Origin of the sequence: Serratia sp. CY84636, from assembly GCF_052166245.1 — a bacterium.
Taxonomy (GTDB): domain Bacteria; phylum Pseudomonadota; class Gammaproteobacteria; order Enterobacterales; family Enterobacteriaceae; genus Serratia; species Serratia nevei.
In genome coordinates, this window is the sequence record NZ_JBJNOX010000015.1 from 38,844 (window position 1) to 50,217 (window position 11,374).

At 58.8% G+C, this 11,374-nt stretch carries 14 protein-coding genes; 7 read left to right on the forward strand and 7 right to left on the reverse strand.

What is annotated here, in order from left to right; genetic code table 11:
* The first annotated feature begins 114 nt into the window (after positions 1 to 114).
* Both rph and pyrE read left to right on the forward strand, forming a co-directional pair.
* Positions 115 to 831, forward strand: coding sequence for a ribonuclease PH (gene rph / locus ACJ8QI_RS23720; protein WP_025160305.1), 717 nt, complete (start codon positions 115 to 117; stop codon positions 829 to 831).
* Positions 832 to 927: 96 nt separating this feature from the next.
* Positions 928 to 1,569 carry an orotate phosphoribosyltransferase gene (pyrE, locus tag ACJ8QI_RS23725; RefSeq protein ID WP_004931204.1) on the forward strand — a complete coding sequence of 214 codons (642 nt, stop codon included), beginning with the start codon at positions 928 to 930 and terminating at the stop codon, positions 1,567 to 1,569.
* Positions 1,570 to 1,600: 31 nt separating this feature from the next.
* Here pyrE and slmA read toward each other — a convergent pair whose 3' ends face one another.
* From slmA to coaBC, 3 genes are all read right to left on the reverse strand, one after another.
* Positions 1,601 to 2,197 carry a nucleoid occlusion factor SlmA gene (slmA, locus tag ACJ8QI_RS23730; protein ID WP_004931203.1) on the reverse strand — a complete coding sequence of 199 codons (597 nt, stop codon included), beginning with the start codon at positions 2,195 to 2,197 and terminating at the stop codon, positions 1,601 to 1,603.
* Between the two features lie 251 nt (positions 2,198 to 2,448).
* Positions 2,449 to 2,907: a dUTP diphosphatase gene (gene dut / locus ACJ8QI_RS23735; protein WP_016929680.1), complete on the reverse strand. Its 459-nt coding sequence runs from the start codon at positions 2,905 to 2,907 to the stop codon at positions 2,449 to 2,451.
* Complete coding sequence (gene coaBC / locus ACJ8QI_RS23740; RefSeq protein WP_442533173.1) at positions 2,885 to 4,102, reverse strand: bifunctional phosphopantothenoylcysteine decarboxylase/phosphopantothenate--cysteine ligase CoaBC; 1,218 nt, start codon at positions 4,100 to 4,102, stop codon at positions 2,885 to 2,887. The genes dut and coaBC overlap by 23 nt, the downstream gene beginning before the upstream one ends.
* A 183-nt stretch (positions 4,103 to 4,285) precedes the next feature.
* Between coaBC and radC the strand changes: the two genes are divergently transcribed.
* The 4 genes from radC to mutM all read left to right on the forward strand — a co-directional run bounded on the left by radC (position 4,286) and on the right by mutM (position 6,544).
* Positions 4,286 to 4,969: a RadC family protein gene (radC, locus tag ACJ8QI_RS23745; protein WP_025304698.1), complete on the forward strand. Its 684-nt coding sequence runs from the start codon at positions 4,286 to 4,288 to the stop codon at positions 4,967 to 4,969.
* A gap of 262 nt (positions 4,970 to 5,231) precedes the next feature.
* Positions 5,232 to 5,468 carry a 50S ribosomal protein L28 gene (rpmB, locus tag ACJ8QI_RS23750; RefSeq protein ID WP_004931195.1) on the forward strand — a complete coding sequence of 79 codons (237 nt, stop codon included), beginning with the start codon at positions 5,232 to 5,234 and terminating at the stop codon, positions 5,466 to 5,468.
* Positions 5,469 to 5,479: 11 nt separating this feature from the next.
* Entirely contained in the window at positions 5,480 to 5,647 is a 168-nt protein-coding gene (rpmG, locus tag ACJ8QI_RS23755) for a 50S ribosomal protein L33 (protein ID WP_002442576.1), read from the forward strand.
* Between the two features lie 81 nt (positions 5,648 to 5,728).
* Positions 5,729 to 6,544: a bifunctional DNA-formamidopyrimidine glycosylase/DNA-(apurinic or apyrimidinic site) lyase gene (gene mutM, locus ACJ8QI_RS23760; RefSeq protein WP_004931185.1), complete on the forward strand. Its 816-nt coding sequence runs from the start codon at positions 5,729 to 5,731 to the stop codon at positions 6,542 to 6,544.
* A 3-nt stretch (positions 6,545 to 6,547) separates the two neighbouring features.
* On the opposite strand, the gene coaD is transcribed toward mutM, so the two are convergent.
* Genes coaD through waaA form a run of 3 tightly spaced genes read right to left on the reverse strand, consistent with a single transcriptional unit; the run spans position 6,548 to position 9,088 of the window.
* Positions 6,548 to 7,033, reverse strand: coding sequence for a pantetheine-phosphate adenylyltransferase (gene coaD, locus ACJ8QI_RS23765; protein WP_004931181.1), 486 nt, complete (start codon positions 7,031 to 7,033; stop codon positions 6,548 to 6,550).
* 3 nt (positions 7,034 to 7,036) lie between these two features.
* Positions 7,037 to 7,810, reverse strand: a complete 774-nt coding sequence (locus ACJ8QI_RS23770; RefSeq protein WP_038872579.1) for a glycosyltransferase family 2 protein — start codon at positions 7,808 to 7,810, stop codon at positions 7,037 to 7,039.
* The gene (gene waaA / locus ACJ8QI_RS23775) at positions 7,811 to 9,088 is read right to left on the reverse strand and encodes a lipid IV(A) 3-deoxy-D-manno-octulosonic acid transferase (RefSeq protein ID WP_025304695.1); all 1,278 of its coding nucleotides are present in this window, start codon (positions 9,086 to 9,088) and stop codon (positions 7,811 to 7,813) included. It lies immediately after the preceding gene.
* A 125-nt stretch (positions 9,089 to 9,213) separates the two neighbouring features.
* On the opposite strand from waaA, the gene ACJ8QI_RS23780 reads away from it, so the two are divergent.
* On the forward strand, positions 9,214 to 10,227 hold the full coding sequence (locus ACJ8QI_RS23780; RefSeq protein ID WP_049201837.1) for a glycosyltransferase family 9 protein: 1,014 nt from the start codon (positions 9,214 to 9,216) through the stop codon (positions 10,225 to 10,227).
* Positions 10,228 to 10,271: 44 nt separating this feature from the next.
* On the opposite strand, the gene ACJ8QI_RS23785 is transcribed toward ACJ8QI_RS23780, so the two are convergent.
* Positions 10,272 to 11,372 carry a glycosyltransferase gene (locus ACJ8QI_RS23785; protein ID WP_142110688.1) on the reverse strand — a complete coding sequence of 367 codons (1,101 nt, stop codon included), beginning with the start codon at positions 11,370 to 11,372 and terminating at the stop codon, positions 10,272 to 10,274.
* Positions 11,373 to 11,374 lie beyond the last annotated feature (2 nt).

An 11,374-nucleotide genomic window follows, 5' to 3' on the forward strand; every position in this document is an offset into this window, starting at 1 on the left:
GTAATAGGAAAAGATGGGGCGATTATAGCGTCGCGGCTGCGGGCAGGATAGGCATTACGTCACGAAGCCCGTATAATGCGCAGCCAATAGTTGATTTGAAGCCGGAGAGAGCCCATGCGTCCTGCAGGCAGAGCACCACAGCAAGTTCGCCCCCTGACACTGACCCGTCACTATACCAAACACGCTGAAGGTTCAGTGCTGGTTGAGTTTGGCGATACCAAAGTCTTGTGCACCGCCACGGTAGAAGAGGGCGTTCCGCGCTTCCTGAAAGGCCAGGGGCAAGGTTGGATCACCGCCGAGTACGGTATGCTGCCGCGCTCCACCCACAGCCGCAATGCCCGTGAAGCCGCCAAAGGCAAGCAGGGTGGCCGCACGCTGGAGATCCAGCGCCTGATCGCGCGCTCGCTGCGCGCCGCGGTGGATCTGAAAAAGCTCGGTGAATTCACCATCACCCTCGACTGCGACGTACTGCAGGCCGACGGCGGTACCCGCACCGCCTCCATCTCCGGCGCCTGCGTGGCGCTGGCCGATGCGCTGAACACGCTGGTGGCCAACGGCAAGCTGAAAGCCAACCCGATGAAGGGCATGGTGGCGGCGGTTTCCGTCGGCATCGTCAATGGCGAAGCGCTGTGCGATCTGGAGTATGTGGAGGATTCCGCGGCGGAAACCGACATGAACGTAGTGATGATGGAAGATGGCCGCATGATTGAAGTGCAGGGTACCGCCGAAGGCGAGCCGTTCAGCCACGATGAGCTGTTGGCGCTATTGGCGCTGGCCCGAGGGGGCATCGAAACCATCTTCCAGGCGCAGAAAGCGGCGCTGGCGGACTGATTTTTTAAGGCGACTGAGAAGTCGCCTTTTTTATGCCCGACGATCGGGCGGCAGTAATGACAAGACCCAAGCAGATTCAGACGAGGAGAAGCAGTAATGAAAGCCTATCAGCGCCAGTTTATCGAGTTCGCGCTTAACAAGCAGGTATTGAAATTCGGCGAGTTCACCCTGAAGTCCGGCCGCACCAGCCCGTATTTCTTCAATGCCGGCCTGTTTAATACCGGGCGCGATCTTGCGCTGTTGGGGCGCTTCTACGCCGAAGCCCTGATGGACTCCGGCATCGATTTCGACCTGCTGTTTGGCCCGGCCTATAAAGGTATTCCTATTGCCACCACTACGGCGGTGGCGTTGGCGGAACACCATGAGCGCGACGTGCCTTACTGCTTTAACCGAAAGGAAGCCAAGACCCACGGCGAAGGCGGTTCGCTGGTAGGCAGCCCGCTGCAGGGGCGCGTGATGTTGGTAGACGATGTGATCACCGCCGGCACCGCGATCCGCGAGTCGATGGAAATCATCGGCGCCAGCGGCGCTTCGCTGGCGGGCGTGCTGATCTCCCTCGACCGTCAGGAACGCGGCCGCGCGGATATCTCCGCCATTCAGGAAGTGGAACGCGACTATCACTGCAAGGTGATTTCAATCGTGACGCTGAAGGACCTGATCGCCTATCTGGAAGAGAAACCGGAAATGGCGGACCACCTGGCGGCGGTGCGCGCTTACCGCGAGCAGTACGGGGTGTAAGTAAAAACGCCGGGCATGCCCGGCGTTATCTTTATTGCAGCTGGGCCGCCAACAGCGGCCAGCGGGCGTCAAATTCCTGCGTTGGGCGATAGCGGAATTCCGAACGCACATAGCGCGACAACATGCCTTCGCAGAAGGCCAGCAGCTGGCTCGCCAGCAGCGTTTCATCGACGATAAAGCCTTTGCCTTCGCGCAATTTACGCTCTTTCAACACCTGGCGCAGCTGCGCCTCGATGCGTTCGAACAGCTGGTTGATGCGGCCCTGCAGGCGATCCTGTTCAAACATCAGCGCGTGGCCGGTCATGATGCGCGTCAGCCCCGGGTTGCGTTCCGCAAAGCCCAGAATCAGCAGTAAAATCAGGCGCAGACGATTAAACGTCTCTTTCTCGTCCTGCAAGATCAGGTTGATGCGGGTGATCAGGCTGTCTTCGATAAACTCGATCAGGCTGTCGAACATCCGTGTCTTGCTGGGGAAATGCCGATACAGCGCAGCTTCAGAAACACCCACGTTCGCGGCGAGCTTGGCGGTGGTGATGCGTTGGCTGCCGTCGCTGGACTCCAGCATCTGGGCTAACGCCTGCAATATTTCCTCGCGCCGATTCCTTTTCGTCTTTTCTTTTTCTGCCATGTCTGATTAGACCCTTGCTAAAACTTAACTGACGGAAACCCGCGCACCGGCCGCTGCAGAGCAGGCTCTGTGCGGCTTATGTGATAGCTTTTTTACGATGCTGGGGTCAGCGGCCTTAACGGCCTTTTTCCGCGCTGCCTGGTGTGCGCTGCAATTGTCGCGGTAAAACCTTGCCGCAGAGACATCCTTCTCCCCGGAAAGGCAAGGTTCAGGCGACGTTTCCCTGCCGGCCATCGTGCATTAGGTGGCGCTTAGTGGCGCCCCGAGTGGCCGAAGCCGCCTTCGCCGCGCTCGCTGCTGTCGAACTCTTCCACCAGGTTGAATTCGGCCTGCACCACCGGCACGAAGACCATCTGAGCGATACGTTCGCCCGGCTCGATGGTGAAGTGTTTCTGGCCGCGGTTCCACACGGACACCATCAGCTGGCCCTGATAATCGGAGTCGATCAGGCCGACCAGGTTGCCCAGCACGACGCCGTGCTTGTGGCCCAGGCCGGAGCGCGGCAGGATCACCGCCGCCAGGCCGGCGTCGGCGATGTGGATCGCGAGGCCGGTAGGCAACAGCGTGGTTTCACCCGGCGCCAGCTCCACCGCGCTGTCCAGGCAGGCGCGCAGGTCGAGACCGGCGGAGCCCGGCGTGGCGTAGGTCGGTAGCGGGAAATCCTGACCGATGCGCGGGTCGAGGATCTTAACGTCGATTTTTTTCATCATAACGGCTGACTATCTCGTCTATTAAACGTTGGCCAAGGAGTGCCTTGTCGCTCAGCGCCAGGCGCTTTTCTCCATCCTGCCAAAAAAGATGCAGGGCATTGGTGTCGCTGTTGAACCCGTGCTCTGCAAGCGATACATCGTTAGCGCAAATCAAATCCAGCTTCTTACGCGCCAGTTTTTGCCGCGCGTATTCTTCCACATTCTGGGTTTCGGCGGCAAACCCCACGACAAACGGTCGATTTTTGGTCATCGCCGCCACGCCGGCGACGATATCGGGGTTTTTTACCATCTTGAGGACGATTTCATCACCCTGTTTTTTTATTTTTTCATCGGCGATCCGCTCGGGACGGTAGTCAGCCACGGCGGCGCAGGAGATGAAAATCTGCTGCTGCGCGGCGCGCTGTTGCACCGCCTGCTCCATCTCCAGCGCACTGGTGACGTCCACTCGGGTGACCGATGGCGGCGTCGGCAGGCTGACCGGTCCGGCGATCAGCGTCACCTGCGCGCCGCGGGCGGCGGCGGCGCGGGCAATGGCGAAGCCCATTTTGCCGGAGCTGTGATTGCTGATGAAACGTACCGGATCCAGCGCCTCACGCGTCGGGCCGGCGGTGATCATAACCTGTAAATGTTGCAGATCCTGCGGGGCGGAGAAATGCGCGTTCGCCAGGTCGACGATGTCCAGCGGATCCAGCATGCGGCCCGGGCCGACGTCGCCACAGGCCTGGCTGCCGCTGTCCGGCCCCCAGAGCAGCATGCCGCGCGCCTGCAGCGTTTGCAGGTTGGCCTGCGTGGCGGCGGCGCGATACATCTGCTGGTTCATGGCCGGGGCGGCGGCGATAGGGGCGTCGGTCGCCAGGCAGACGGTGGTCAACAGATCGTTGGCCATGCCGGCGGCGACGCGCGCCAGCAGATCGGCGGTCGCCGGCGCCAGAATCACCAGATCCGCCCACTTGCCGAGTTCGATGTGGCCCATGGCGGCTTCGGCGGCGGGATCCAACAGATCGTCGGACACCGGGTAGCCGGAAACGGCCTGCAGCGTCAGTGGCGTAATGAACGCCTTGGCGGCGTGGGTCATCACCACGCGCACTTCTGCGCCCCTGTCGCGCAGGCGGCGCACCAGCTCTGGGCATTTGTAGGCGGCGATGCCGCCGCTGATGCCAAGCACAATATGTTTGCCGGAAAGTCCCGTCATCATCATTGTCCGATTGAAAGCCGAAAGATGCGCCATTTTAGCATATCCGCCGTTCAGGTGAGCGATTCCGCAATGGCTGCAGGGCGTTACATTGTGCTTTGCGAAACACTTCGCAATGTTATCAAACACCTGTCGAACGCGCCGGGCAGCACATGGCATGCTGTAGCCCTTTCAGGGAGGAACACGATGAGCAACCCGATTGTGGCGTGCTGGCCGGGCGCGCTGGCGCCGCGTGAAAAGCTGTTGATGCAGGGGGCGGCGGCGCTGTCCGACGCAGAACTGTTGGCCATTTTTTTGCGTACCGGGCTGCCCGGCGTGCACGTGATGCAGCTGGCGGAGCAGCTGCTGCGCCGGTTCGGCTCGCTTTATCACCTGATGTCGGCCGATCATCAGGCTTTTTGCAGCCAAAAAGGCCTGGGGGACGCCAGCTATACGCAGCTGCAGGCGATTGCCGAGCTGGCGCTGCGCTTCTTTTCCAGCCATTTGTCGCAGGAAAACGCCATGCTCAATCCGCGCGTCACCCAGCATTATCTGCAAAGCCTGCTGGCGCATCGCGAGCGAGAGGTCTTTTTGGTATTGTTTTTAGACAATCAGCACCGGGTTATTCGCCATCAGGAGATGTTTGCTGGTACCATCAGCAGCGTCGTCGTCTACCCGAGAGAAATTGTGCGCGAAGCGTTGAAGGCTAATGCCGCCGCGCTGATTCTCGCGCATAATCACCCTTCGGGTAAGGCTGAACCCAGTCATGCCGACCGTTTGATAACGGAACAGGTGGTGAAAGCCTGTCAGTTATTGGAGATCCGAGTGCTTGATCATTTGGTGATCGGTCGGGGTGAATGCGTCTCTTTTGCCGAGCGCGGATGGCTTTAAGCGATTTTTTCGCGATCCTTGTGGGATCTTTAGCTGTTCGGGACTTGAGCACTTACGCTTCAGAGCGTATACTACGCCACCTTTGAGAATCTTGGGTTTGGCGCAAGAGCCTATCTCAGCAGGTTTCTGACCTGATGTGTGGTTTCTACCTGATGACGAGAGTCTCCTCAGTATGAAGTTTGCTGAGATGGGCTCTAAAAGCCTGACGAGGCGGCCATACCCTATACGAAGCTCGAGCTGATTTGATTTTTGGAGAATAGACATGTCCCGAGTCTGCCAAGTTACTGGCAAGCGCCCGGTGAGCGGTAACAACCGTTCCCACGCAATGAACGCGACCAAACGCCGTTTTCTGCCTAACCTGCACTCACACCGTTTTTGGGTTGAGGCTGAGAAGCGCTTTGTAACTCTGCGTGTATCTGCTAAAGGTATGCGTGTTATCGATAAGAAGGGTATTGAGACGGTTCTGGCCGATCTGCGTGCCCGTGGTGAGAAGTATTAAGGAACTGAATCATGGCTAAAGGTGTTCGCGAGAAGATCAAGCTGGTTTCTTCTGCTGGTACTGGTCACTTCTATACCACCACGAAGAACAAGCGTACTAAGCCGGAAAAATTGGAACTGAAGAAATTCGATCCAGTTGTCCGTCAGCACGTAGTATACAAAGAAGCTAAAATTAAATAATTTTAGTGGATTAATGAAAAACCCGGCCAAGGCCGGGTTTTTTGTTTTATAAAGGGTAGAAAACGTCGGAGGGGAAGCCAGATGCCTGAATTACCGGAAGTTGAGACGAGCAGACGCGGTATAGAGCCTTATCTTGTCGGCCACAGCATTCAGTATGCGGTGGTGCGCAACGCGCGCCTGCGCTGGCCGGTTTCCGAGCAGATCCTGACGCTGAGCGATCGGCCGGTGCTCAGCGTGCAGCGCCGGGCTAAATACCTGCTGATCGAGCTGGAGAACGGTTGGATTATCGTGCACCTGGGCATGTCGGGCAGCTTGCGCATGTTGCGCGAGGAAAACGAAGATGAAGCCGGCAAACACGACCACGTCGATCTGGTGATCAGCAACGGCATGATCCTGCGCTATACCGATCCGCGCCGTTTCGGCGCCTGGCTGTGGTGCGAAGATTTGGCGACCAGCAGCGTGTTGGCGCACCTGGGGCCGGAACCGCTGAGCGAAGCGTTCAACGGCGACTACCTGTATGAAAAATCACGCAATAAGCGCACGTTGATTAAACCGTGGCTGATGGATAACAAGCTGGTGGTCGGGGTCGGCAATATTTACGCCAGCGAATCGCTGTTCAGCGCCGGGATCTTGCCCGATCGTCCGGCGGGATCCTTGAGCAAAGCCGAAGCGGAACTGCTGGTGAAGACCATCAAGGCGGTGTTGCAGCGTTCTATCGAGCAGGGCGGCACGACATTGCGCGACTTTTTGCAGTCGGACGGCAAACCGGGGTATTTCGCACAGGAGCTGCAGGTTTACGGGCGGGCGGGAGAACCGTGCCGCGCGTGCGGCACGCCGATCGAATCCGCCAAGCACGGGCAGCGCAGCACCTTCTTTTGCCGCCGCTGCCAGCGCTGAGCATCACTCGGCGGCGAGCTTCGCCATCAGTGCCTGGGTGACCACGTCAGGCAGGAAAGGCGCGATATCGCCGCCGTGACGGGCGACCTCCTTCACCAGTGAGGAGGAGATGAACGACCACTCTTCGGAAGGCATCAGGAACACGCTTTCCAGCGTCGGCATCAAATGGCGGTTCATGTTCGCCAGCTGCAATTCGTATTCAAAGTCAGACACCGCACGCAGGCCGCGCACCAGGATATTGGCATTTTGGTGAGCGGCGAAGTGCGCCATCAGCTCGCTGAAGCCCAGCACTTCCACATTGTCCAGATGCGAGGTGACCTGCGTCGCCAACGCCACGCGTTCATCCAGGCTGAACAGCGGCTTTTTACTCGGGCTGGCGGCGATGGCCAGAATCACGTGATCGAACATCAGTGACGCGCGCGTCACTAAATCCAGGTGGCCGTTGGTCATGGGATCGAAGGTCCCGGGATAGATGGCTTTGCTGGTCATGATTCACTTCTCTGAGTAGTTGCGGCCCAATGCCCATAATGCGGCATATTTATTGAAGGTATATTGCGCGTTGACCACCGCTAACAGCAACCCCTGTTTGCCATCCAGGAAGCCGGCGCGCAGCAGCCAGGTTTTGACGAAGGCGCCGAGCGTGTGGGTCAGGATAGACAGATAGCCGCAGCGCTTGCCGGCCCGGTGGCGCTGCGTGGCCCACTCTTCGGCGTAGCGCAGCTGTTTGCGCTGGAAGGCGAAGAAGTCGCGGCAGGTCAGGTGCAGCATATCACCGCTGAGGGGGATCACTTTGGCGCCGCCGATGTTCAGCGATTCGTGCACCAGATCGTCGTTATAACGATAGCGTTGGTTGGCGTACAGGCGGTTGACGCGGTCGGGATACCAGCCGCTGTGGCGCATGAAGCGGCCTAGAAACAGGTTGCGCCGCGCACAGCTGTAGACGGCGCCGTCGTCCGGCGCATTCAACACCCGCTCGATGGATTGCCGCAGCTCGGGCGTGACGCGTTCGTCGGCGTCGATCATCAAAACGTAGTCATGGCTGGCATAGCTTTGCGCCAGCTGACGCTGCTTGCCGAACCCTTGCCAGTCGGTGTGCGTGAAGACTTTGGCGCCCAGGCCTTCGGCGACGGCGACGCTGTCGTCCTCGCTGCCGGAGTCCAGCACGATGATTTCATCGGCCCATTCGACCGAACGCAGACAGTCCGGCAACAGCCCGGCTTCGTTTTTGGCGATCATCACCACCGACAGGCTTTTGCGGCTGCTCATTCAGTGACTCCGGGGCGGCAGGTGCGGTTCCAGCAGCTGCAGCAGGCGCTGCAACGCTCCCTGATTCTGATACAACACTTCCACCGCATGGCGGCCGTAGTAGCGCCGGTAGTCTTCGTCGGTCAGCAGGGTTTCCACTTCCTTCACCAGCGAATCCACGTCGGTCACGGTGATCAGGCCTTCGGCCTGCGAGAGCTTGGCGCAGATGTCTTTGAAGTTGAAGGTATGCGGGCCCATCAGCACCGGGATGGCGTGCGCGGCGGCTTCCAGCGGGTTGTGCCCGCCGCGTTCCACCAGACTGCCGCCGACAAAGGCCAGATCGGCGATGCCGTACAGCAGCATCAGCTCGCCCATGGTATCGCCGATCACCACCTGGGTGCTGCCGGACGGGATTTCGCCGCTGCTGCGCAGGGTGTAGCTGAAGCCGGCCTTCTGCACCAGCTCTTTGGCGGTCGGGAAGCGTTCCGGGTGACGCGGCACCAGGATCAGCAGCAGGTCGGGGTGTTTTTCCAGCAGTTTGCGGTGTGCTTCCAGCAGGATGGTTTCTTCACCGTCATGGGTGCTGGTAGCGATCCACACCGGGCGGCGCGGCGCCCATTGGCGACGCAGCGTAACGGCGCGGGCGGCCAGTTCCGGGGTGACGGAGATATCGAACTTCAGGCTGCCGGTTACGGCCAGCTGCGAGCGCTTCAGGCCCAGTTCGATAAACCGATCGCCGTCTTCCTGGTTCTGTGCGGCGATCAGCGTAATGCGGCGCAGCATATCGCGCATGAACCCGCCAATTTTCTTATAGCCGGCGGCGGAGCGGGCCGACAGGCGCGCATTGGCGATCACCAGGGGGATCTGCCGCTGATGCAGCGCGTTAATCAGGTTAGGCCACAGCTCGGTTTCCATGATGATCACCAGCTTGGGATTCACCTGGTCGAGGAAGCGGTTCATGGAACCGGGCAGATCGTAGGGCAGATAGACATGATGTACGTCTTTGCCGAAAGCGGACTGGACGCGTTCTGAACCTGTTGGGGTCATTGTGGTCACAGTTATCGGCAAAGCGGGGTAACGGTGGCGCAGTGCCCGTACCAACGGGATGGCCGCCAGCGTTTCGCCGACGGAGACAGAATGCAGCATGATGCCGCCTGGCACGACTTTCCCGGCGCAGAAGCCATAGCGTTCCGCCCAGCGTTTACGGTAGGCTGGAGCTTTGCGGCTGCGCAGCAGTAAGCGGAGCCAGATCAGGGGTTGGATGAGGTAGAGTAGTACCTGATATAAACGCAGCAACATTCTATCAATTTCATTTATATGGGTTATTCGGAATAGTACCATAACTGGAAGGGAAAGGCGCTAATTTGGTAACCTTGGGTGTCAGTTTCAGACAACCGGCGAGCGATTTCGCCGACAGGCTCGGAATGAAGAATATTTTAATTATTCGCCGCGACAACATCGGCGATCTTGTTTGCACCACGCCTCTGATTGAAGGGGTGAAAATTGCCTATCCGGACGCTAAAGTTTATCTGCTGATCAATAAAGTCAGCCAGGACGTTGTTAAAAACAATCCTCATCTCGAGAAAGTCTTTGTCTATAAAAAGGCCAAGCACAAGGCGAAAAATGAAACGACGTTGGGCGTTTATTTCGAACGCTTGATGATCTTCCTGAAGCTGCGAAAAATAAAGTTCGATGCGGTCATTCTGGCCAACCCGGTGCCTTGCAAATACAGCCTGCGTTTAGCGAAAATGGCCGGCGCCACCCATATCATCGGCGCCGATTTGGGCACGAAAGATATCCATCGCCCGTTCCGCAAGGACGATTTCCACGGTCAACATCAGGTCGAACATACCTACAGCTATTTATCGGCGATAACCGATCAATCCATTCCGATCCCGCCGGTGCGGGTGTTTCTGACGCCTGAAGAGCGGCAATTGGCGGCGCAACGGCTACAGGAGCGTCTGCCACCGGTCGAGCGCGTATGCGCCGTGCACATCAGCAGCCGCAGCCCGAAAAGGCGTTGGCCGGTTGAACGCTATGCCGAAATCATCAACCGTCTGGTTGCCGATCCCCACACCGGCGTGCTGATCTTCTGGTCGCCGCAGGGCACGCTGGCGCCGGACGACATCGGCGACCAGCAGCGCGCCGAACAGCTGTTGGCGCTGTGCCAAAACGAACGCGTCGCGCTTTATCCGACGGCCTCGGTGCGCGAGCTGTTGGGTGGGTTCGATTTATGCGACCGGGTGCTGTGCAGCGACGGTGGGCAGATGCATCTTGCTGCCGCGCTGAATAAGGACATGGTGGTGTTCTTTGGCGATACCGATAAAGCCTCCTGGCATCCATGGACCGGCCGTCATCATATTTTGCAGAGTGAGTCGGGGCACTGTGAAGATGTTTCTGTCGATGAGGTTTGGCAGAAAATGCAGGCGCTCAGCTAACGAAGAAAATAAGGCAGGTACCCCCTGCCTTATTTATTTCTCTATTATTTTTCTTTCAGCTCAATATATTGACGGCAAATAGGCTCCAGCCCATAACTCAGCAATTGCTGTTGATTTATCTGGGGCGGATTGGCGTAAATTTCCGCCATTTTTTCTGCCAGCGACGCTTCGTTTAATTCCGCCAGCGCGTTAGCCATGCCGGCTTTTTCCAGAATTTCCGCAGGGCCGCCCGGGCAGCGAGTGCTGACCACCGGCGTGCCGCACAGCAGCGATTCCACCAGCACGTTACCAAACCCTTCGCTGTCGGAGCTGAGCACCAGCAGCGAGGCATGGCGAATAAACGGGTAAGGATTGGCCTGGAAACCGAGGAAGAGCACGCGCTCTGCGATGCCCAGCTCTGTCGCCAGACGTTTGACCTCGGCGACTCTGGCATCATTCCCGGTGCCGATCAAGGCCAGCGGTGCCTGAATGCCCGAGTGCGCATAGGCTTTCAGCAGACGGTCATGCCGTTTGGTGGCGTGAAAGCGGCCGACGTGCACCAGATAGTCCTGGCCGGCCAGTTCGCAAGGCGCCGCCGCCTGTTGCTGGATGGCGTCGATGTCGAACGGGTTGTTGATGACCGCCAGCCGGCGTGGGCGAATCGGCAAGTTCTGCTGCAGATCGTCGCCAACCGCCCGTGAAACGGCGACGATATTTCTTCCTTGGTAAACGTTGGCGATTTTGCGCTGCTTCAGCCAGCGATCCAGGCCCTTGCGGTGGCCGAGATAGGAGGTGGAGAGAATGCCGTGAATGCAGAACCACAGGCGATCCGCGGCCAACCGCTTGCTGCGGCTGACGATGCGATCGGTTTTATGCAGATTGGAGAACACCAGATCGAACGCGCCGCGTTGGCGCTCGTGTTCGGCTATTGCCCGATCCAGCGCGGCGGCACGGCGCGACAGCTCGGTCAGCTTGCGCCAGGGGGCACGGCTGCGATCGGCCACCACCTGATAATCAATGCCTGACGGGATAGGGTAATTGCAGACGTCGCGCAGCGAGATCAGACTGACGTCATGCCCCTGTTGCTGCATGCCCTGGCATAGGGTCAGCACCACTTTTTCCGCGCCGCCTCCCGGCAGGCCGTCGATGATCATCAGAATACGCATAG